This window comes from Nonomuraea africana, from assembly GCF_014873535.1.
In the GTDB taxonomy this organism is placed as follows: Bacteria; Actinomycetota; Actinomycetes; order Streptosporangiales; family Streptosporangiaceae; genus Nonomuraea; species Nonomuraea africana.
In genome coordinates, this window is the sequence record NZ_JADBEF010000001.1 from 6,693,571 (window position 1) to 6,715,284 (window position 21,714).

Genomic DNA, 21,714 nt, shown 5'->3' on the forward strand with positions numbered 1-21,714 from the left:
ATGGGCCGCAGACCCAAGGTTGCTTCATTTGGTCAGACGGCGGTAGCACATGAGCGCTGCTGCCAGACCGACGAAGGACGCAAAGTGATCAGCTCGCCGTTCGTAGCGGCGGTGCAGACGGCGGTAGCCGCCAGCCAGGCCAGGAATCTTTCGATCACCCAGCGGTGACGGCGCAACCGCTGGCCGGACTCGATGCCGCGGCGCGCGATGCGAGGCGTGATTCCGCGTCCGCGCAGGAACCTGCGCAGGCGCGGGTAGTCGTAGGTCTTGTCGCCGTGCAATTTGCCGGGCCGGCGGCGGCGCGGCCCGCGCCGAGAGCGGATCGGCGGGATCCCCGCGCACCAGCGGCTCCAGCGCCAGGCTGTCATGGGTGCTGGCCGCGGAGATCGCCACCGAGATGGGCAGGCCGGTCCGTTCAGTGATCATATGGATCTTCGTGCCGTTCTTGCCACGATCGACAGGATTCGGACCCGTCAGCTCCCCCTTGACCGCGCGCAGGCTGATGGAGCCGACCGCACAACGCGACCAGTCCAGCTCGCCTCGGGCGCCGAGCTCGTCCAAGATGACGCGATACAGCGTGGCCCACACCGGTGCCGCGCTCCACTCGGCGAAGCGTCGGTGCACCGTCTGCCACGTCGCTGCCCATGCGGATGGTGTACACCTACCGCTGGACTCCCCGGCGAGCCGGGACCTCTTCCAAGGTCGGGCCCGGCTGACGCGCGCCGGACTGGAGCTGCTCGGCTTCTTCATGCACGCGCTGCCAGTCGACCGGATCAGCGACCGCTCGCGTCGCGATGCGCCACCACGCGGACAGGAAGTCGTCCAGCGCCGCCAGGTCGACGACGGGCGCATGGGTGATCTGTTCGAGCTCGGCGTCGAAGGCGGCGACGTTGGCGGCGGGCAGGGCTGCGCGGACGGCGGTGAAGGTCCGCTCGATGTGCGGTTGGGGTCGGTCGTGTCGCTGGACGGTCATGACGACGCCTCACCTCCTGCCGGTTGCCGCTGGTCGTCCAAGCTTATGGAGCAGCCCGGACAGAACGTGGGACTCCCTGGATGTCTGTTCCACTTCCGGAACGGCGGCCAGGAACAGCGTTGTCGCCTTCATCAGGCCGAAGAACCGGGGAGGCAGGGCGTGGTCCGCGTGAGCCGGAAAGGGCAGCTTGGCCGACGATGACATGGGATCACTCCTTGGTGGTCGTTTTGCTGGGTGGGGCGAAGGGTTTTGCTGGCTGCGGTGACTGACCCCGGATCCGGAGAAGTGCCGGGCCACGGCCGCGGCTCCGCGGTCACCGCCCGCCGAGCCGGCCCTGGCGGGTTGGCGTTGATGAAGGCGAGACCACCCCAGCCAGCACCCCCTCCCGGACAGGCTTCAATGACGATCTGCTCCTAGTTGCGGGCGGTGGCAGCTCTCAGCGGCCACCCGCTCACCAGGTAACCCGCAGCGTGCGCAAGCCGTACACCAGGCTGAAGACCCGGAAGTCCACCTGCTCGTACGTATCGGCCAGGGCCAGGCCGGGCAAGCGCCGCAGCAGGGCCGGGAAGGCGATGCGCATTTCCATCCGCGCCAGCGGCGCCCCGAGACAGTGGTGCACCCCGTGGCCGAAGGCGACGTGACCAACGGCTCCCCGGGTGATGTCGAGGGTGTCGGGGTCGTCGATGAAGGCAGGGTCGCGGTTGGCGGCAGGAAGCGAAAGGATCACGAGCGCGCCCGCCGGGATGGCATGCCCGGCGATCTCCACATCCGTCGTGGTCGTGCGCGGCGGCAGCCCCTGCACGACGGACAGCCAGCGCAGCAGCTCCTCGACGGCGGGCTCGACCTGGGCGGGATCCTCGCGGATCATCGCGAGTTGGTCCGGGTGCCGCAGCAGGGCCAGGGTGCCCAGGCCGAGCATGTTCGAGGTCGTCTCATGCCCGGCCAGCAGCAGCAGTCCCGCGATGCCGATCAGCTCATCGGTGCGAAGGTCGTCGCCGTGCTCGCGCACCAGCATCCCGAGCATGTCCTCGCCCGGGTCCGCCTGCGCGCGGGCCACCAGGCCGGCCATGTAGGCGCGGTCCTCCCGCTGCGCCGCGACGCGTTGCTCCATCGGCAAGGAGGTGTCCAGCAGGCGCACGGAACGATCCTGGAAGGCGGCGCGGTCGGCATACGGCACACGCAGCAACTCGCAGATCACCAGCGAGGGCACCGGCAGCGCGAAGTGCGCCACCAGATCAGCCGGCTTACCGGCCCGCTCCAGATCGTGCAGAGCCGCCTGGACGATCTCGGTGATCCGCGGCTCCAGCCGGCGCATCCGCCGTCCCGTGAACTCCGGGGTGAGCATCCGGCGCAACCGCGTGTGCTCGGGCGGGTCGAACCCGATCAGTTGCCCGGCCTGCATCTTGGCCAGCTCGTCGGCGTTCATCTGCCCGGATCCCGGGAACGGCGTCAGGGCACTGCTGAACCGGGCCGGATCCGACAGTACCTGGCGAACGTCCTCGTGGCGGCAGACCAGGTACGCGGGCGGGCCGAACGGCGTCTCGACCCGGACCACACCCTCGTCGTCGCGGGCCCGGGCCAGCTCCTCGACCGGGTGGAACCCGTTCCGCCGCATGTGCAGCGGCAATTCCGGCGTTTGCGTCATCATCTGTCCATTCATCTGGTGATCGTGTGAGATCGTCAGGCGCGGGTCTTGGCCAGCAGGTCGATGATCTCGGCGGTGGTAGCGATCTCGCCGAGGAGCGGGAAGAAGTGAGCCCCTGAACGCCGCTGGCGAGCGAGGTTCGGAGGAAGCCTTGTTCGCGGAGCTCCGGGCCGTGGAGCTCCGAGAACAAGGTCAGGCCGTGGTCATACGGCCGGCTCAGGGTTGGGTGTCGAGCCACTCCTGGAAGGTGGGTCCTGCGAGCTTGGCGTGCGGGCTGGGCAGGAACCCGCCCTTGGCGGCAATCTCGGCATCGGGCATGCCCGAACCGTCAACGCCGACGACCTTGATGCCTCGGCGGGCGCCGAGGAGTGCGGCCGCCTCCGCCAAGGTCTCCTTTCGGGGTCCGGCGATCTCGGGGATCGGCGTTCCTGGAGCGGGCTCGCCGGGGTCGAGGGCCAGGTCGACCAGTTCCTCGGCCACGGTGCGGCAGGCCACGAGCTGGGTGGGCAGGGCCGGGATGTAGGCGACGTCGCCCTGCTGCCAGTCCAGAAGCTGACCGACGAACTCGTGGAACTGCGCGGCCCGCAGAATGCGGACGGCGAGCGGGCCGGACAGGAGGAGTTCCTCGTGCACCTTCTTGGCGGCGACGAAACCGGTGGTGGCCTTGTCGACGCCGATGATGGACGCCACGGTGATCTGGGCGACCCCCGCCTTCTGGCCGTACTCGTGCAGATTGCGGGCCGACGTGCGGAAGAACTCCGTCGCCGCCTCCTGCTCGGAGGCGTGCCACGAGGCGACGTCGATGATGACATCCACCTCGGTGAGCGCCTCGGCCAGGCCCTCACCGGTGATGATGTCCACGCCGGTGGCTCGGGACATCGGCACGACCTGGCGCCCCCGTTCGGTGAGGACGTCGACGACATGGCGTCCCAGCCGCCCGGTCGCTCCTGCCACCGCGAACTTGGTGATGCTCATGCTTTATCCCTTTCTCACTCGCTGTAGTTCTGGCCGGGGGGCATGCCGGGGATCGGCTTGGCGATGAGCGCGGCGGGGGTGAAGAAGCCGATGTGGGCGATGGCCATGATGAGCGTCCAGAGCGCCTTGTCGTCGTAGTGCGCGGACGCCTTGGCGTACAGCTCGTCGGGGACTCGCTCCCCGGACGGGTTCGGGGACAGGACTGCCTCCACCAGCTCCAGCGCGACCCGTTCGGCGTCGGTGAAGTAGGTGGCGTCCCGCCAGGTCGCCACGGCGGTGATGCGCTCCTCTGATTCCCCTGCCTGGCGGAGGTTGCCGGTTTCCCTGATGGTGAAGTACGTGCTGCCGAGCATCTGCCCGGCGCGCAGCTGCAGCAGGTGGATGGTGACCTGCGGAATCGAGCCGTTCTTGATGACCTTGTGCAGGCCTTCGGCGACTACCGCCATCTCGGGGACGAACGGGAGGGGGTTGGGCATACGCGACCGGAGGTTGGTCGTCGTGGGTGTGGACATGCTGGGACTTCCTTACTCGTGGTGTTGCGTCATTACGAGCAAGAGATCCCGGCGACCCGCACCTTGTGACAGCGGGACCTATGTGACATAGCCCACCGATCGTCGGTGTCACAAAGCGGCGGGGACCGGGATCGTATGGATATGGCACGGTCGCGAACGAACAGGCAGGAACCCGCGATGAGCGAACGGACTGAGCAACCGACGGCCACAGCTCGTGGCAGTCGCATGGACGCGGCCACCGAGGCGTTCGTCGCCCACCGCAACCTGCTGTTCACCCTCGCCTACGAGATCCTCGGCTCCGCCACCGACGCCGAGGACGTCCTGCAGGAGACCTGGATGCTGTGGGTGGGCGTCGACCTCGGCACGGTGCTGGACCAGCGCGCGTATCTGATCCGGATCGCCACCAGGCAGGCGCTGAAACGACTGCGCACACTGGACCGGCGCAAGGAGACCTACGTCGGGCCGTGGCTACCCGAGCCGCTGCTGAGCACCCCGGATGTGGCCGAGGACGTCGAACTGGCCGACAGCGTCTCGATGGCGATGCTGCTGGTGCTGGAGACGCTCACGCCGACCGAGCGGGCCGTGTTCGTGCTGCGCGAGGTGTTCGATCTGGACTACGACGAGATAGCCGAAGCCGTCGACAAGACCCCGGCCGCGGTACGCCAGATCGCCCACCGGGCACGGGCACACGTCGCCGCGCGCCGGCCCCGCGGCACCGGCTCCCCGGCCGAGCACCGAGCCGCGCTCCAGGCTTTCCAGCGAGCGGTCGAGACCGGCGAGCTGCAGAGCCTGCTCGACATCCTCGCGCCGGACGTCGTCGCCCTGAGCGACGGCGGCGGTGTCAAGCATGCCCTGCTGCGGCCCATTGTGGGGGCTGACAACGTTGCTCGCTTGCTGGCCGTCGGCTGGTGGAAGCGCGACGCAGACAGGTTGGTCGAGCTGGTGCAGATCAATGGTGGCCCGGGGCTGCTCGTCCGAGTTAACGGCGAGATCGACGGCGTGGTGGCGGTGCGAGTGGAGAACGGATACGTCACCGGCGCTTACCACGTGCGCAATCCCGAGAAGCTGTCGCGTATGGAACAGGAGACCGCCGTGAGCCGCTGAGAACCCGTCTTTGAACCAGCCTGCCGGTGCCGAATTCCAGGGCATCGGCACCGGCGAGGAAGTTCACGGCCGGATTGTCTGCTTGCGGGAATGTCGTAGATGGCGGCTGGTGGGGCCAGCCTGACCGACAGGCCGATACCCAGCTGTATGTGGGCTGGCATCGCTACACACTGACAGGCCTCCACCAGCCAGGCTGGACCTGGGAGAACCGTACCGAGGTGCTGTGGTCCAACCGGCCACTCAACGCCACCGACGTGCTGTTCGACGCCCGTAACGAAACCCTCCCTGCCATGACCGACCCATGTAACGAAGGACCGGAGTGCGGTCTTCCCGTACGGCAGGCACCCACTGGCGCCGGGCGCGGTTCTGCTCGACCGCCTGCCACGTCGCCGCGCAGCCAAGAGGCCCACGTGAAGACGCTCTACAGGATGTCGTCCCCCCAATCCGGCTCATCGGGGTCGCGGAGCTGACGGACTCCGGCGGGCCCGAGGTCGGGCGAGACGGTCAGGCCGGTGAGCCTGCCCGACGAGCGTGGCCCGGTAGCAGCCCTGGAGCTGGTTTGCGAAGGTGGGCCCGAGTCTCACTCCAGAGGCAGCGGGCGGCGTGGCACTGGTGCAGTGTGGATGAGAGATGTGGTCGTGTGACCGTACGGGGTGAACAGGTCGAGGATCGGTTCGAGCTCGTCGACTGCCCGTAGGTGCATCGTGAAGTAGAAGCAGTCGTCGCCGGTCATTCTGTAGCACTCGACGATCTGGGGAACCTCCTGGGCGATCTTGGAGATGCGTTGCAGTTCCCGGATCGCCGGACGGATCCGGACCATCACGGTGACCGGAAAGCCCACGGCCCGCGGGTTGACCTCGGCGCGATAGCCGGTGATCACTCCCGTCTCCTCCAGCCGCTGCACCCGATCGGCCACCGCGGGGGCCGACAGACCGACCCGGCGGCCCAGTTCGGCGAAGCTCAATCTGGCGTCGACCTGCAACTCGGCGAGAATACGAAGGTCGAGGGAGTCCATTCCCTTGGATTCGTATGCCCGCTCGGGTCTGATCTTTCGTTTCGCCATTCTCCTAAATTACGGGTTGGCCAACGATGGGGGTCATGCCGCCCACCGGCCCTCGCGCCGTCCTGTCCGCGGCGCCTCCATGGACCTACTTCATCGGGAGCGCCGTCTTCCACTACCTCGGCCCGGCTTTCGCCGTGCTCCTGTTCACCAGGCTCGCCCCGCTCGGGGTCGCGGCGCTGAGGATCTGGAGTGCCGCACTCGTATTGGCGCTCTGGCGTCGCCCCTGGCGGATCCTCGCCCGGCTCGACGCCGGGGGGCGGCGTACGATCATCGCCTGGGGCGCGGTGCTCGCGGCCATGAACGTCTGTTTCTACCTGGCGATCGCCCGCGTGCCCCTGGGCACCGTCGCCGCGATCGAGTTTCTGCCGGTCATCGTGCTGGCCGCGCTCGGTGCCCGTACGGCACGTAACCTCGCGGCACTCGTGGCAGCCGTCGGCGGTGTCTACGTGCTGACCGGCATCCGGCTGGCCGGGGAGCCGCTGGGGTTGGTGTTCGCCTTCGCCAACGCGGTGCTGTTCGCCGCCTACATCGTCCTGGCCCACCGTACGGCTCGGCGTCTGCGCGGCATCAGCGGCATCGACGGGCTGGCCGCCGCCATGCTCATCGCCTGCGTGTTCGTCGCGCCGATGGGCGTTGGGCAGGCCGCTCCCGCGCTGATCGACCCGGTCACGCTCGCCGCGGGGATCGGGGTGGGGATCTGTTCGTCGGTGATCCCGTACGTGTGCGATCAACTCGCCATGGCACGCATGGCTCGCTCCACGTACGCGTTGCTGGTGGCGCTGCTTCCGGCCACGGCAACGGTGATCGGCATCGTGGTGCTCCGGCAGTTTCCCTCACTCGCCGAGCTCGCCGGAGTCGGGCTCGTGGTGCTCTCGGTCGCGCTCCACCGGGAGTTTCGGACTCCTCCAGCCGAGGAGAAGGCCACGCTCTTACAGGAAGGTAAGACGAAATGCGATATGTGAAGCTGGGCTCGTCGGGGCTGCAGGTCTCCCGGATCTGCCTGGGCATGATGACGTACGGCGATCCAGGTTCCTGGGAGTGGATGCTGCGCGAGGACGCGGCCGAGCCGATCGTGCGGCGCGCGGTCGAGGCCGGTGTGACGTTCTTCGACACCGCCGACATGTACTCGGACGGCGCGAGCGAGGAGATCACCGGGCGGCTGCTCGGCAAGCTCTTCGCACGCCGCGACGACTACGTTCTCGCTACGAAGGTCTACTTCCCGACGGGGCCGGGCCCGAACGACCGGGGGCTGTCCCGCAAACACGTGCTGGCCGCCATCGACGCCTCGCTGACCAGGCTAGGAACCGACTATGTCGATCTGTACCAGATCCACCGATGGGACTACGAGACGCCGATCGAGGAGACCATGGAGGCCCTGCACGACGTGGTGCGGGCCGGCAAGGCACGGTACATCGGGGCCTCCAGCATGTACGCCTGGCAGTTCGCCCAGGCGCAGCACACTGCTCAGGCGGCCGGCTGGACCAGGTTCGTGTCGATGCAGAACCACTACAACCTCGTGTACCGGGAGGAGGAGCGAGAGATGATCCCGCTCTGCCTGGACCAGGGGGTGGGCGTCATCCCGTGGAGCCCACTGGCACGCGGACTGCTCACCGGGAGCCGCCGACGCGACGGCCGGCGGCGCACGGTCCGATCCGGCAGCGACCAGCTGGCCGACAGCATGTACGAGGACGCGGACTTCGACGTCGTAGACGTGGTGCGTGCGGTCGCTGACGAACGAGGCCTGCCACCGGCGCAGCTCGCCCTCGCGTGGCTGCTCGGGAGGTCTGGGGTAACTGCGCCGATCGTCGGGGCGAGCAAGGTGGGTCATCTGGACGACGCGATCGCGGCGGTGGAGGTGACCCTCAGTGGAGAGGAGGCGGCCCGCCTGGAGGCCCCCTACCGGCCACACCAGATCATCGGGCACTTCTGAGTGGAAGTCTGTGATTCCGTCTGTCCCGCGTCATGCTTGTCCTCTGACCGAGGAGTCCGTGATGCCCCAACCTCCTGCGATCCCGGTCGATGAGAAGGTCGGAATCGTGCCGAGCATCCTGGCCGGAGAGATGACGGTGGCCCAGGCCGCGCGCCGTGCCAGAGTCTCGGAACAGTCGATCGGCACCTGGAAGCGTCAGTTCATCGAGAACGGCCGCGCCGGCCTGGTAGCGAAGAACTCCCGATGTCATCGGCGACCGACGGCCGCCGTCCGTATCATCTCGGCATGGTGCTGAACCTGGAGTTACGGCTCAGCCGGCGGGCGGTGCTCCTGGCCGCCGGAGGGCTGCTCGTCGGTTGCTCCCAGCAGCCCGAGATCGACAAGGTCCAGCTGCGACTGGCCACCGGGCCGGCGGGGGCGGTGTACCGGCGCATCGGCGGTTCGCTGGCCGAACACATCTCCGAGCAGGTCCCGGGTGCCACGGTGATCACCGTGCCGAGCGGGGCGTCCACCGACAACATCCGGATGCTGCGGGCCGGCGAGGTGCACCTTGGGCTGACGAGCCTGGACGCGCTGTTCACGACCGACGGCCGCGCGCCCGAGGGGCTCTCGGCGATATGCCGGCTCTACGACAGTCACCTGCATCTCGTGGTCATGGCCGGTTCAGCGATCGACGAGTTCCGGGACCTCGAGGGCAAGCGCATATCCCTCGGTGCCCGCGACTCGGGCACAGAGTTCACGTCGCTGCGGGTTCTGGAGCTCGGCCGGGTGAACGCCGACGGTCGGTACCTCAGCCAGGCCGCATCGGCGGCGGCACTGCGTGACGGCGAGATCGACGCGATGTTCTCCCTGACCGGCGTCCCGACACCCGCCATCACGGAGCTGGCGCAGCAGCACCCGATCCGGCTGATCCCGTTGGACGCACAGGCAGGCGCGCTCTTCACGGCGTTCCCAGGTCCCTACGCTCCGGCCATGATCCCCACGACCGCCTACGCCGGCGTCCCGGCCACCCGCACCGTCGCTGTGCCGAACGTGCTTCTCGTGCGCAACGACCTGCCTGATGACCTGGTCCACGCCATCACCGACACCATCTTCACGCACACCGGCACGATCACCTCCGCCGGCCGCGACGACGCCGAAGCCGTTCCCGAAGCGTGGCAGATCAACGTGCGTACCGGGATCTCCACCGCGTCGATCCCGCTCCATCCGGGCGCGGCCGCCTGGTTCCGCGACCGCAAGCGCTGACCCAAGCGCTGACCCGTGGCAGCGACAGGCCGGCCGAAGGAGCCCGGATCCTCAGATGGACGGCGACGTCACCCGCGGAACGGCCGGCAACGCGACCACCGCGGCGAATCCGTGCCCGGACCCGTCCGGACGCGGCAGGCCGTCCTCCAGCCGCAGGTCGCCCCCTGCCGCCCCGACCAGGTCGGCGCAGATCGCCAGTCCCAGGCCGGTCCCTGACACGTTCTGGTGCCGCGGTGACCGCCAGAACCGCCGTAGCGCCTGGGCCCGCTCGGACGCGTCGATCCCCTGACCGTCGTCACGGACAGCGATCGTGACCACGCCTCCGGCCGCGGAGGCGTCGCCGGGTCCGGCAGCGCCCGCACCACCGGGGACGACTCGGGCGCTCACCTCCACCACCTGCGCGTCCGACAGCCGTAACGCGTTGCTGATCAGCTCGTCCAGGATGCTGCCCAGTCCACCCGACGGCTCCAGCAGCCGCAGCCCCGGCGGCACGTCGACCGCCAGTGTCTGCCCAGCCGTCGCCGTCAACGCCCGCCACCGGTCCACCCGGGTCGCCAGCACCGCGTCGAGATCCACCGGCGACGCCGTCCGTATGCTCTCCATCCGCGCACTGGCCTGCAGCGAGTTCAGCATCCGCTGCATCGCCTTCAGCTCGTCGACGGCGACGTCGTACACCTGCCGCCCGTTGCCGGCCGCGCCCAGATGCGGTTCCAGACTCTCCACCGCGAGCCGGAGGCTGGTCAGCGGATTGCGCAACTGATGCGACGCGTCGGACACGAACGCCCGCTGCCGCTGCACGGCGTTCTCGACCGCGTCCATCATGGTGTTGAACGACTCCGCCAGTCGCCGCAGCTCGACCGGGCCGGCCTCGGCGTCCGCCCGGGTCGTGAGGTCACCCTGTGAGATCCGCGAGCTCGCCGCGTCCAGCTCCCGCACCGGCCGCAGCACCCACGCCGATACCGGCCAGGCGACGGCCACCAGCGCGATCGACGGCAGCAGCCCGAGCCCGGCGAGCCGGGCCCATCGCACGAGGATGCGATGGCGCGTCTTCGACAGGTCGGAAATCGTCACGACGGCGCCGACGACCTCGCTGTCCCGGCCCACCGGCTCCGCGACCACGAGTGCGGAGTCGTCCCACGGCGCCCATTCCCCGGACGGTTCGGACCTCGCCCCGGCCAGCGCCGCGGTCACGATCCGGGGCAACGCCGGCTCGGCCCGCGCCGCCTCCTGGTACGCGCCGGCCGGCCCGAGCAGCACCGTACCCGACGTGTCGATCACCGCGACCGGGATGCCGTACAGCTCGCGGTAGCGCGCCAGCTCCTGGTGGAGCGCCTCGGTCCGCCCGGTCGAGAGCGCGGTCTCGGCCAGCGACGCGAACCGGCCGACGTCGTTGAGCCGGTCGACGTACGTCTCCTGCATCTCCCGCTCGGCCACGGTGACGCTGAGCGGCACCCCGAGCGCCGCGACGAGCAGCACCGCGAGGGGCACCAGGACGACGAGCAGGCGACGGTGCACGGTGCGTCAGCCGATCAGCTCCGGCCGGTCGGCCAGGAGCCGATAGCCGACCCCGTGGATCGTGCGGATGAGCACGGCCGGCCCGAGCTTGTGCCGCAACGCCGCGATGTGGGTATCCAGGGTGCGGCTCGAGGACTCCCAGGTCGCGCCCCAGATCTGGTCGAGGATGACGTCGCGGCTCACCACGTTCGGCGCCCGCCGGGCCAGCAGCAGGAGCAGCTCGAACTCCTTGCGGGTCAGCGTCACGGGCGTGCCGTCGACGGCGACCTCGCGGGTGCCGACGCCGATCCGCATCGGGCCGAGGACGAGCGGCTCATCGGGGTGGCTCAGGGCACGAGCCACCCGGGTGCGCCGCAGGACGGCGTCGATCCGGGCCAGCAACTCCGGAATCCCGAACGGCTTCACGATGTAGTCGTCGGCGCCGGCACGCAGGCCGCGGACGCGCTCGTGCTCCTCCGATCGTGCCGTCACGGCGATGACGGCGGTCTCCGGGCGGTCGCGCAGCTTGCGGATCACGTCGAGTCCGTCGCCGTCGGGCAGACCCATGTCGACGAGGACCACATCGGATGGGGCTGCGCGCACGGCCTCCGCGGCGGTGGCGAGGCGGTGGACCTCGAAGCCCGCCTGGGCCAGGACGGTCACCAGCCCCCGCGCCACGCGGTCGTCATCCTCGATGATGGTGATCCGCATACCGGCGGATTGTACGGCGCGGATCGACGCTTGTGTCAGCCCTTCAGTTCTTGGGATTCTCCTGACACTATCCGCGTCCCTTCCAGCCGAGACTGAGGTCGAGCACTCACCGACGCAGCGCATGCGCTGACGAGGAGGCCGCGATATGAGAACGACCAGCAGGTACCGGGCCGCCGCGCGGATGATCGCCGCGATCGGCGTCGTTTCGCTCGTCGCCGCCTGTTCCGGCAACGGAGGCACCACCGGCGCAGGCCCTACCGGCGGAGGCGACGCCGGAGGCTACCCGGACCAGAACATCACCTTCGTCGTGCCGTTCAGCGCGGGCGGCCCGACGGACACCGTCACCCGCATGATCGCCGAGCCGATGGCCGCCAAGCTCGGCACCAAGATCGTCGTCCAGAACGTGGAGGGCGCCGGCGGCACGGTCGGCGCAGGCGAGGTCGCGCGGGCCAAGCCCGACGGCTACACCGTGCTGATGCACCACATCGGCATGTCGACGGCGCCCGCCCTGTACAAGGACCTGGGCTACAAGCCGCTGGAGAACTTCCAGACGGTCGGGCTCGTCACCGAGGTGCCGATGACGGTCGTCGCCCGCAAGGACTTCGCGCCCGCGACGCTCCAGGACCTCGTGACGCATGTGAAGGCGAACGCCGACAAGGTCACGCTGGCCAACGCCGGCATCGGCGCCGCGTCCCACCTGTGCGGCCTGCTGTTCCAGAACGCCGCCGGCGTCAAGGTCCAGGAGGTCCCGTACGAAGGCACCGGCCCCGCGCTGACCGACCTCGTCGGCGGCCAGGTCGACTTCATGTGCGACCAGACGACCAACACCAGCGGCCAGATCTCCGCGGGTGAGGTGAAGGCATATGCGGTCACCACGCCGGAGCGGGTGAAGAGCCTGCCCGACCTGCCCACCACGGCCGAGGCCGGGCTGCCCAAGCTCCAGGTCAGCGTGTGGCACGGTCTCTACGTCCCGGCCGGTACGCCGCAGGACGTCGTCCAGAAGCTGTCCGAGGCGCTGAAGGTGGCACTGGCCGACCAGAAGGTCATCGACCAGATGGCCAAGCTCGGCACCGCGCCGGTCCCGGCCGAGGACGCGACACCGCAGGCGCACCGGGCCAAGCTCCAAGAGCAGCTCGGCACCTGGGCGAAGGTCATCGCCGACGCCGGCGTCAAGGTCTCCTGAGGTGGAGCGCCGCCGGTCCCTCCCGGACGTCCTCGCCGGGGGAATCTTCGTCCTGATCGGTGGCGCGTTCGTGGTGGGGTCGCTCGGCTACGAGCTGGGCACCCCACTGCGGATGGGCCCCGGCGCCTTCCCGCTGCTGGTCGGCGCGACCGTGGCCGTTCTGGGCCTGGCGATCGTCATCAAGGGACTCATCGCCGGCGAGGTGGTCTCGTTCGGGCCGATCCCCTGGCGTGCCGTCGCCGTCATCGTGCTCGCGGTCCTGTTCTTCGGATTCACCGTCCGGGGCCTCGGATTCGTACCGACGTCGGCGGTGACCGCCCTGCTCACCACGCTGGCCAGCTCGCGCGTACGGCCGCTCACGGCCGTGGCCGTGGCCGCCGGGCTGACCGTGGCCAGCACGCTCATCTTCGTCGTCGGACTTCAGCTGCGGATCCCGCTATGGGGCCCGTGGCTGGGGTTCTGACGCGGCATCGGATTGAGGCATGGAACTTCTCGACAACCTCGCGCTGGGCTTCTCGACAGCCCTCCTGGTCCAGAACGTCCTCTACTGCTTCGTGGGAGTGCTGCTCGGGACGGCGGTCGGCGTGCTGCCCGGCATCGGGCCGACGGCGACGGTGGCGATGCTGCTGCCGATCACGTTCAGCTTCGAGCCGGTGACGGCGCTGATCATGCTGGCCGGCATCTATTACGGCGCGCAGTACGGCGGCTCGACGACCGCCATCCTGATCAACCTGCCCGGTGAGTCGTCGGCGGCGGTCACCGCGCTGGACGGGCACGAGATGGCCCGGCAGGGTCGGGCCGGCGCGGCGCTGGCAGCCGCCGCGATCGGGTCCTTCATCGCGGGTACGGTGGCCACCGTCGCACTGGCCGTCGCGGCCCCACCGCTGGCCCGCGTCGCGTTGAAGTTCGGCCCGGCCGAATACTTCTCGCTGGTACTGCTCGGCCTGATCGTGTCGATCGCGCTGGCGCGTGGCTCGGCGCTCAAGGCACTGGCGATGATCGTGCTCGGCGTCCTGCTCGGCACGGTCGGCCAGGACATCTACACCGGCACGCCCCGGTTCGTGTTCGACCAGCGCGAGCTGTACGGCGGCATCGACTTCGTGTCGGTCGCCGTCGGCATGTTCGGGGTGGCCGAGATCCTGCGCAACCTGGAGAACGAGCAGACCCGCACGGCGATCGTCAGCAAGGTGAAGAACCTCTGGCCGACCCGCGTGGACCGGCGCCGGATCGTCGGCCCGATCCTGCGGGGCACCGGTCTCGGCGCCGCGCTCGGCGTCCTGCCCGGCGGTGGCCACGTGCTGGCCTCGTTCACCTCGTACGCCGTCGAGAAGCGAATCTCGAAGCGGCCGCAGGAGTTCGGGCGCGGCGCTATCCAAGGCGTCGCGGGCCCCGAGTCGGCGAACAACGCCGCCGCGCAGACGTCGTTCATCCCGCTGCTCACCCTGGGGCTGCCCGCGCACCCGGTCATGGCACTGATGGTCGGCGCGTTCATCGTCCACGGCATCACCCCCGGCCCGAACGTCATCACCGACGAACCGGCGCTGTTCTGGGGCCTGATCGCGTCGATGTGGATCGGCAACGTGCTGCTCGTGCTGCTGAACCTGCCGCTGATCGGCGTCTGGGTGCGCATGCTGCGCATCCCGTACCAGGTGCTGTTCCCGATGATCATCCTGTTCGCCTCGATCGGCACGTACTCCCTGGGGTTCAACGCGTACGACGTCTACGCGATCGTGTTCTTCGGGCTCCTGGGCTACATCCTGATCAAGTGCGGCTGCGAGCCGGCGCCACTGCTGCTCGGCTTCGTCCTCGGACCCTTGCTCGAGGAGAACCTGCGGCGGGCGCTCATCATCTCCCGCGGCGACCCGTCGGTCTTCCTGACCCGACCGATCTCCGCGGTGCTCCTGGCCCTGGCCGTGGCAGCGCTCGTCGTCGCCGCCCTCCCGACGATTAGCAAGCGGCGCGAGGCCGTGTTCACGGAGGAGGAGTAGGAATGTCAATCCCTCAAACCGTGGAGACTCACTCAGAGCTGGCCGTGCTCAGGGTGAGGCACGGTTGCGTGTCCTCACCCTGAGCATGTAGGGCGCTACTTGTTGTAGTTCTTCCCGAGGGCCTTACCGGGGATCGGCTTGGCGATGAGAGCGACGGGGATGAAGAAGCAGATCTGGCCGATCGCCAGGGTGAGCGTCCAGAGCGCCTTGTCGTCGTAGTGGGCGGATGCCTTGGCGTACAACTCCTCGGGGACGCGCTCCCCGAACGGGTTCGGGGTGAGGACGGCCTCCACGAGCTCCAGTGCGACCCGTTCGGCGTCGGTGAAGTAGGGGGCGTCCTGCCATGACGCCACGGCGGTGATGCGCTCCTCTGTCTCCCCGGCCTTGCGGAGCTCGCCGGTCTGCCGGACGGTGTGGTAAGTGCTGCTGACGATCTGCCCGGCGCGGAGCTGCACCAGGCTGACGGTGGTCTGCGGAATCGAACCGTTCCTGGTCGCCTTGGACATGGCTCCGGCGATTGTTGCCACCTCGGGGAAGAACTGGACGGGGTCGGGCAGACGCGACTGGAGGTCGTCCTGCTCGGCCGTCGTGGGTGTGGACATCGCGAGGTCTTCCTTTCTCAATGTCAGCGGTGTTTTAGAGGCTTGCGACCTGGTGGGGTTGGCCCTCCATCACGAAGCGGCCGGCCGCGGGGGACGATCACACGTTCCGACGCGGGTTTTCGACGGCGATCCGCATACCGCCCGGGTCGCTGAGCTTTCTTGCGTGCTGGATGGTGTCCCAGTAGTCCGACGACACAACCGCTGCGAATGTGAGGCGACGCGCCAACCTCACAGTTCGGCGCGCTGTCTCGTCGAACGGGTGAGGGCAGCTGCGACCAAGGGAGCCGACGACACCATGACCACCCCATCCGAGCCAGGACACGCCCGGCCCGATCCGAGCCTGAGCGCGCCCACGCCCGAACGCGGCCCACTGGCGGGCCGTGTCGAGTCAGTCGTCGTCGGCCGGCCGCCACAGGTGCAGGGACGTCTGGTCCTCGGAGACCGTGTACCAGGTGCCGTCCCCCGCTGAGCGGGGAGGCCCTGAGACGGGGAAGGGGTAGGAGATCTCGCCGCGCAGGGTCATCCCCTGCACGTCGACGAGCCAGTGGCGGGCTGTGCCGTACTCGGCGTCACATTCGGAGGTGCCGGCGACGACGGTGTCCTCGTCCACGAAGGCCGCCTCGTAGTCCCAGTAGATCCTGTCGCCGCCGGTGTTCCCCGGGTGCGCCGTCACAGTGCCTTGGGCGTCCACTTCCCGCAGGACCGCGCCGTCGTCCACCCGGTGCAGCGAGAGGGACCCCTGCTCGAGGGGAACGGTCAGGAGGTGTCGGCCGGATGGGCTCACCGCCAGCAGGATCCGCTCGATGTCGATCTGTTCGATGGTCAGTCGCTGCCCGTCCCAGCGTCCCCAGAGCACGGGCGAACCTTCCTCGCCCTCTCCGACGCTCAGTCCTATCTGCGTGGGGTCCGGGTGCGGGGTGTGCTCGGAGCTGGAGGCTACGGTCATGGTGTTCGCGCGTCCTAGGACCCTGCCGTCCGTGGCGTCGATAACGAGCCACAACTCCTGGTCGTTCTCCGCCTCCCTGTCGTCACGCAACGGGCCGCGGACGTGCGCCCAGACGAGCTTGCCGTCCGCGGAGAAGGCGGCTGATCCGTTGTCGGCGTACCGGTGGTCCTTGTCGTCGGCGTATTCGGCGAACGACGTGTGCATGTGGGGCTGTTCGCCCTCCCAGCAGCCGTGCCGTACCTCCCACCGCGTCGCTCCGGTCGCCTCCACACAGCGCACCGCGTGCACGCCGACGAACACCGCTGCCGCACCCTCCGGCGAGACGGTCACCGATCCGAAGCGGCGCGGCCATGGGGCCGGGAAACGCGCCTCCACGAGCCGCCCGCCTGCGGTGGCCACGTCCAGATCGAGGGCGACCAGTTCGGTGTCACCGCGCTGTATGAGCAACCTGCGTCCGGACCAGTGCAGCACCTGGGGAGCGTCCGCGGACGCCGGGTCCAGCGGTGCGGCGACGGTGGCGACAAGACGAGCGACGGTCACGGAATCCTCCGGCGCGTGGGGGGCGAGACAGGGAGCTTGAATGCGTCCACCATACGGAGGAAGACCGGCGGCTCCGGGGTGCGACGATGCGACGCGGGATCGACGGCGATCACGTATCCGAGCAAGCATGTGATGTCTTCAGGGCCGCATGGAACGAGTTGACGTTCGCATACGGCCGAACCCCGCCGCACCCTATAGTCGCCGAGGTGAGCGATCTTCAGCCGGGCATCTACCAACATCTGATCACCCGTGAGGTCGACGCCCACCTGCGAGCGGTATCCGATCGCAAACTGATCGACCGGCGGTCACTGGACGTTGCCGACTCCCACGAGACGCTGGCCCGGCATCTCGCTGCGCTCACACGTCTTGCGTTGCGTTCCGTACGGGGTGAAAGCGATGCCGTGCGACTGGCTCGTCAGGTGGAGATCGTCAATCGAGTCGCCGACCTCATCGGCGACCTGGTGCCCGAGGCCGCCTCGCCTGAAGAACTCGTGGAGTCCGCCGAGGAACTGCTGGGCCTCGCCAGGAGCCGGGACGCGGCCGGCCAGGTACGGTTTCCCGTACGTCCGGTTATCCCCCTTACAGGTAGCGCATTGCTGGTCAATGGCAGGGGACAGCCGGAGATCGGCCATGAGCTCAAGCGCGAGCTGGCCTCCGCCGATCACGTGGACCTGCTGTGCGCGTTCGTGAAGTGGAACGGCGTACGGGTGCTGGCGGAGGCGATCGAAGAATTCCTGACGCGTGGCGGCCGGCTGAGGGTGGTGACCACCACGTACATCGGCGCCACCGACCGCCTCGCGCTGGACCGGCTGGCGGCCATGGGTGCCGAGATACGCGTTTCCTACGACACCCGGACGACCAGACTGCATGCGAAGGCTTGGCTATTTCATCGGGCCAGCGGCTTGTCCACCGCCTACGTGGGCTCCTCCAACCTGTCGCAAACCGCCCTTAGCCATGGGCTCGAGTGGAACGTACGGCTCGCTCAAGCCGAACAACCCCACCTGATCGACACGTTCACCGCCACGTTCGACGACTACTGGGGTGATCCGTCTTTCGAGCCCTACGATCCGGCGCAGGATGCCGAGCGGCTCGACCGCGCCCTCTCCGCCGAACGGACTGGCGGCCGGGCGATCGTGCTCGATTTCGCACATGTCGACGTCCGTCCCTACTCCTACCAGCGCGAGATCCTCGACGAGCTCGCCGCCGAACGGCAGATCCACGATCGGTGGCGAAACCTGGTCGTCATGGCCACTGGCACCGGCAAGACCGTGGTCGCCACGCTGGACTACCGGCGGCTACGTACGGCCGGACAGGCGGAGACGCTGCTGTTCGTGGCCCACCGTGCGGAGATCCTGCGGCAGAGCCTGCTTACCTTCCGACAGGTGTTGCGGGATGAGACGTTCGGCGAACTGTACGTCGACGGCTCTCACCCGGAGCGATGGCGGCACGTGTTCGCCTCGATCCAGTCGCTGCACGCCAATCCGCTGCCGGAGCCGGACAGGTTCGACATGGTGATCGTGGACGAGTTCCACCATGCCGAGGCCTCGACGTACCGGCGCCTGCTGTCTGCAGTGCGGCCGAAGGTGCTCCTGGGGCTGACCGCGACGCCGGAACGGGCCGACGGCCAGGACATCAAGCACTGGTTCGGCGGCCGAATCGCTGCCGAGCTGCGTTTGTGGGAGGCGCTGGAGCGTGGACTCCTGGCCCCGTTCCAGTATTTCGGCGTCCACGACGGCACCGACCTGCGCCAGGTTGCCTGGCGCAGAGGCCAGGGTTACGACACCGGCCAGCTCTCGAGTGTCTACACGGGCAACGACCGCCGCGTCGCCGTGGTGCTGGAGACGTTGCGCCGCAAGATTGGCGATGTTGGGCGGATGCGGGCCATCGGCTTCTGCGTGAGCATCGACCACGCACGCTTTATGGCGGACCATTTCACCCGAGCCGGGCTTCCCTCGGTGGCTGTCACCGCGCAGAGCCCGTCAAGCGAGCGTTCCCAGGCGCTACGAGATCTGAGAGACCGCCGGGTCAACGCAGTGTTCACCGTTGACCTCTTTAATGAGGGCATCGACGTTCCGGAAATCGACACCGTGCTCTTTCTGCGCCCTACCGATAGCGCCACAATCTTCCTGCAGCAGCTCGGGCGTGGCCTGCGGCTGGCCAACGACAAGCCGTGTCTGACCGTGCTGGACTTCGTCGGCCATCAGCACAAGCAGTTCCGCTTCGACCGACGCTATCGGGCGCTCACCGGTGCCAGCCGTACCGGAATCGCACGGGAGATCGAGCAGGGGTTTCCGACGCTGCCCGCCGGCTGCGTGATCGACCTGGACCGAGATGTGCGCCGGCTGGTCCTCGAAAACATTCGGCAAGCGCTCAGCCTGAGTTGGCGGGATCTTGCGCGCGAGCTCCGCGAACTCGGTGACGTCAGCATGCCCAGGTTCCTGCAGGAGACCGGGCTGGACGTGGAGGATCTCTACCGGCGCCGTCAGGGCTGGGCCTCCCTGCGGCATGCCGCGGGTCTCGAAGCTGCGCCCCCTGACGAAAGGCTCGGGCGGGCTTTCGGCAGAATGCTGCACATTGACGACGTCGAGCGTCTCGCCTTCTTGACCGAGGTGCTGGACGGCCGGATTCCACAGTCCCCGCGCGAGCTACGCCTCATGTCCATGCTGGATGCGATGTTGTGGGGTGGCAGCGAGCCCGTCTCCGGCATGGAAGCCCGGTTCGCGAGGCTCACGGCTGTCCGCTCCGCGGAGCTCAAGGAGTTGGCGGACGTGCTCCGCTCGGGAATCCGTCACCTGGCCTCGCCTCTGGACCCTGTCGTGCCGTTGCGCGTCCATGCCCGCTACAGCAAGAACGAGGTGCTGGCGGCCTTCGGCATCGACAGGCCTGCGCATATGCGGGAAGGGGTGAAGTACGTCCAGGAGCACCGGGCGGACCTGTTCTTCGTCACCATCGAGAAGTCCGAGGACCACTACTCTCCCACCACGCTTTACCATGATCGGGCGATCAGTGAGGAGCTGTTCCAGTGGGAGTCGCAGAGCACCCTGCGGTCCTCGACCACCACCGCGCAGCGTTATCTGACTGGAGAATCCACGGTTCATCTCCTGATCCGGCAGTCCAAGCGCGATGAAGGGCTGGGGGCTCCGCCGTACACCTACGCGGGTCCCATGCGATACGTGAACCACGAGGGTGAGCGACCTGTTCGGTTTGTTTGGCGCCTGGACCACCCGCTCCCGCCCGAGGTGTTCTACTACGCCAAGGCCACCGCGGGCTGAGCCAAGTCCGCGGAGGGCACGGGCGGGTGCCGCTGAGAGATCGACATCTCCTAGACTCCTGCAACACGCGCACCTACTGATCTTGAACATCTGCGCTCCCGCCACACCTCCCGGTTAAGGAACCATGAAGATCACCCTTACGGCTATGCTCGCCGCGGCCTCCCTCCTGTTGATCTCGGTGCCCGGCGCCTCGGCTGCCCCTGCAAGCTCTGCCGCACGGCCTTGGTGCAACGAAAAGCACCCGTCCACGAGTCGGTATTACTACCAGCACAAGAACCACTGGGACTGTGTCGGCGAGCACCTGACCTGCTCAAAGAAGCAGCGTGGGGACTACGGCTACTCAATGGACCATGCCCCGCACTCCAGGAAGCTCAGGTGCGTGTTCTGGTCAGACGCCTATCGCTGGAAGCCCGTCCGGAAGCGCTAGCAAGCTGATCTCCACAATGCCCCCGTACCCGTTCGCGTCTGGTGCAGTTCGGAATCTCACATGACGCTGGAGGGATTCTCCGTTTTGAGGCGGGTAGCGCTCAGCCGTTGCGTGCCGGGGTGCGGAAGACCTGGCGGCCGTGCCACTCGATGTGGGCCGCTTCCACAGCTTCCAGCCCGGGCTGGGGTTCCCGAGTCGGCCGGCCGGCCAGGGACAACACCATGTCGCGGGCCGCGGCCGTACGGCCGACGAATCTGGCGGAGACGGTGACTGTCCGGTCAGCGGTCAAACCCAGAACGCCCTTGTCGAACAGCTTGTGGTGGATCACGCACAGACATAGTCCGTTGGCCAGCTCGTCGGGGCCGTCGAACGCCCACCAGCGTACGTGCGCGGCGTCCAGCCCGACTGCGGTCCCGTCCAGCCAGCCGTCGTAGGCACAGAAGGCGCAGCAGTACTCATACGCCATCAGCACCTGCTCCCGGAAGGCCGGATCGCGTCGTACGGCGACGCCATTCGTCGCGGTGGTCTCGGCGGTTTCGAGGGTCTCCAGGTCCAGGCCGACCATCAGGCAGAGGTCGGCGTGCAGCGAGGGGGCGAAGTTGGCGTCCAGGAGGTAGCGGGCGATCCGCGCCAACAGGTGCGGCTCTTCGGTCAGGGCACGGGCCAGGTCCGGGTGGAGGCGACCTGCGGCCTGGGTCTCGCGCAGGCGTCCCAGCTCTGAACCGGGACTGCCGTGTCCTTCGGTGCTGTTCACCAGCCACAGCCCGTCGCTGGTCAGATGGTGGAACGGATAGCCGGGGCTGGTGTCGCGCGCTGGGCCGTACTCCTTGAGCAGCCTTTTCAGTTCGGCTTCAGCGGCGCTGAATGCGATGGGCTGGTTGCCGTGGTGTTGGAATCGGCCCAGGACGTACAGCAGGAGGAGCGGCTTGTGCGGGGCCCGCTCGCCGGCTCGTGTCCAACGCCGGATACCGGCGATCCGCTCGATCCAGTCCATCACCGGGAGTGTAGGGCGATCTTCCTCTCCGCCGACAGAGTGGGATGCTTCACCAGGCGTGGACGGCCAAGACGGCTGGAGCGCGCACATGCACCAGGACGGCCTGGAGG

19 protein-coding genes and 1 pseudogene are annotated in these 21,714 nt (G+C 68.4%); 9 read left to right on the forward strand and 11 right to left on the reverse strand.

Features of this window, described 5'->3' with window-relative positions:
- Window positions 1-24: 24 nt before the first annotated feature.
- The 5 genes and pseudogenes from H4W81_RS31730 to H4W81_RS31750 form a co-directional block, all read right to left on the reverse strand.
- Window positions 25-627: pseudogene (locus tag H4W81_RS31730) on the reverse strand (IS5 family transposase); the annotation flags it as partial.
- A gap of 34 nt (window positions 628-661) precedes the next feature.
- A complete protein-coding gene (locus tag H4W81_RS31735) occupies window positions 662-973 on the reverse strand; it encodes a DUF6247 family protein (protein WP_192778172.1) in 312 nt (103 codons plus the stop codon).
- Window positions 974-1,424: 451 nt separating this feature from the next.
- A complete protein-coding gene (locus tag H4W81_RS31740) occupies window positions 1,425-2,633 on the reverse strand; it encodes a cytochrome P450 (protein ID WP_225958887.1) in 1,209 nt (402 codons plus the stop codon).
- Between the two features lie 201 nt (window positions 2,634-2,834).
- Window positions 2,835-3,593, reverse strand: coding sequence for an SDR family oxidoreductase (locus H4W81_RS31745; protein WP_192778173.1), 759 nt, complete (start codon window positions 3,591-3,593; stop codon window positions 2,835-2,837).
- Window positions 3,594-3,607: 14 nt separating this feature from the next.
- A complete protein-coding gene (locus H4W81_RS31750; RefSeq protein ID WP_192778174.1) occupies window positions 3,608-4,105 on the reverse strand; it encodes a carboxymuconolactone decarboxylase family protein in 498 nt (165 codons plus the stop codon).
- Window positions 4,106-4,282: 177 nt separating this feature from the next.
- On the opposite strand from H4W81_RS31750, the gene H4W81_RS31755 reads away from it, so the two are divergent.
- Window positions 4,283-5,209: an RNA polymerase sigma-70 factor gene (locus H4W81_RS31755; protein ID WP_192778175.1), complete on the forward strand. Its 927-nt coding sequence runs from the start codon at window positions 4,283-4,285 to the stop codon at window positions 5,207-5,209.
- Between the two features lie 580 nt (window positions 5,210-5,789).
- Here the strand turns inward: H4W81_RS31755 and H4W81_RS31760 are convergent.
- Window positions 5,790-6,272 (reverse strand): Lrp/AsnC family transcriptional regulator, encoded by a 483-nt coding sequence (locus tag H4W81_RS31760; protein ID WP_192778176.1) that lies wholly within the window; start codon window positions 6,270-6,272, stop codon window positions 5,790-5,792.
- Between the two features lie 35 nt (window positions 6,273-6,307).
- On the opposite strand from H4W81_RS31760, the gene H4W81_RS31765 reads away from it, so the two are divergent.
- The 4 genes from H4W81_RS31765 to H4W81_RS31780 all read left to right on the forward strand — a co-directional run bounded on the left by H4W81_RS31765 (window position 6,308) and on the right by H4W81_RS31780 (window position 9,447).
- On the forward strand, window positions 6,308-7,234 hold the full coding sequence (locus H4W81_RS31765) for an EamA family transporter (protein WP_192778177.1): 927 nt from the start codon (window positions 6,308-6,310) through the stop codon (window positions 7,232-7,234).
- The gene (locus H4W81_RS31770) at window positions 7,222-8,202 is read left to right on the forward strand and encodes an aldo/keto reductase (RefSeq protein ID WP_192778178.1); all 981 of its coding nucleotides are present in this window, start codon (window positions 7,222-7,224) and stop codon (window positions 8,200-8,202) included. The genes H4W81_RS31765 and H4W81_RS31770 overlap by 13 nt, the downstream gene beginning before the upstream one ends.
- A gap of 61 nt (window positions 8,203-8,263) precedes the next feature.
- On the forward strand, window positions 8,264-8,497 hold the full coding sequence (locus tag H4W81_RS31775; RefSeq protein ID WP_225958888.1) for a helix-turn-helix domain-containing protein: 234 nt from the start codon (window positions 8,264-8,266) through the stop codon (window positions 8,495-8,497).
- Between the two features lie 29 nt (window positions 8,498-8,526).
- Window positions 8,527-9,447: a TAXI family TRAP transporter solute-binding subunit gene (locus tag H4W81_RS31780; protein ID WP_318782084.1), complete on the forward strand. Its 921-nt coding sequence runs from the start codon at window positions 8,527-8,529 to the stop codon at window positions 9,445-9,447.
- Window positions 9,448-9,498: 51 nt separating this feature from the next.
- Here H4W81_RS31780 and H4W81_RS31785 read toward each other — a convergent pair whose 3' ends face one another.
- Window positions 9,499-10,962: a sensor histidine kinase gene (locus tag H4W81_RS31785; RefSeq protein ID WP_192778180.1), complete on the reverse strand. Its 1,464-nt coding sequence runs from the start codon at window positions 10,960-10,962 to the stop codon at window positions 9,499-9,501.
- 6 nt (window positions 10,963-10,968) lie between these two features.
- Complete coding sequence (locus H4W81_RS31790; RefSeq protein ID WP_192778181.1) at window positions 10,969-11,652, reverse strand: response regulator transcription factor; 684 nt, start codon at window positions 11,650-11,652, stop codon at window positions 10,969-10,971.
- Between the two features lie 145 nt (window positions 11,653-11,797).
- Here H4W81_RS31790 and H4W81_RS31795 point away from each other — a divergent pair, with 145 nt between their 5' ends.
- The 3 genes from H4W81_RS31795 to H4W81_RS31805 are packed head-to-tail and all read left to right on the forward strand — an operon-like array spanning window position 11,798 to window position 14,823.
- Entirely contained in the window at window positions 11,798-12,835 is a 1,038-nt protein-coding gene (locus tag H4W81_RS31795; protein WP_192778182.1) for a tripartite tricarboxylate transporter substrate-binding protein, read from the forward strand.
- 1 nt (window position 12,836) lies between these two features.
- Entirely contained in the window at window positions 12,837-13,298 is a 462-nt protein-coding gene (locus H4W81_RS31800) for a tripartite tricarboxylate transporter TctB family protein (RefSeq protein WP_192778183.1), read from the forward strand.
- Between the two features lie 19 nt (window positions 13,299-13,317).
- Entirely contained in the window at window positions 13,318-14,823 is a 1,506-nt protein-coding gene (locus H4W81_RS31805) for a tripartite tricarboxylate transporter permease (protein ID WP_192778184.1), read from the forward strand.
- Window positions 14,824-14,918: 95 nt separating this feature from the next.
- On the opposite strand, the gene H4W81_RS31810 is transcribed toward H4W81_RS31805, so the two are convergent.
- Both H4W81_RS31810 and H4W81_RS31815 read right to left on the reverse strand, forming a co-directional pair.
- Window positions 14,919-15,425 carry a carboxymuconolactone decarboxylase family protein gene (locus tag H4W81_RS31810; RefSeq protein WP_192778185.1) on the reverse strand — a complete coding sequence of 169 codons (507 nt, stop codon included), beginning with the start codon at window positions 15,423-15,425 and terminating at the stop codon, window positions 14,919-14,921.
- A gap of 388 nt (window positions 15,426-15,813) precedes the next feature.
- Window positions 15,814-16,911: a hypothetical protein gene (locus H4W81_RS31815; protein WP_192778186.1), complete on the reverse strand. Its 1,098-nt coding sequence runs from the start codon at window positions 16,909-16,911 to the stop codon at window positions 15,814-15,816.
- Between the two features lie 206 nt (window positions 16,912-17,117).
- Between H4W81_RS31815 and H4W81_RS31820 the strand changes: the two genes are divergently transcribed.
- Entirely contained in the window at window positions 17,118-20,183 is a 3,066-nt protein-coding gene (locus H4W81_RS31820; protein WP_192778187.1) for a DEAD/DEAH box helicase, read from the forward strand.
- Between the two features lie 527 nt (window positions 20,184-20,710).
- Here the strand turns inward: H4W81_RS31820 and H4W81_RS31825 are convergent.
- Window positions 20,711-21,604 carry a phosphorothioated DNA-binding restriction endonuclease gene (locus H4W81_RS31825; RefSeq protein ID WP_192778188.1) on the reverse strand — a complete coding sequence of 298 codons (894 nt, stop codon included), beginning with the start codon at window positions 21,602-21,604 and terminating at the stop codon, window positions 20,711-20,713.
- Between the last annotated feature and the right edge of the window lie 110 nt (window positions 21,605-21,714).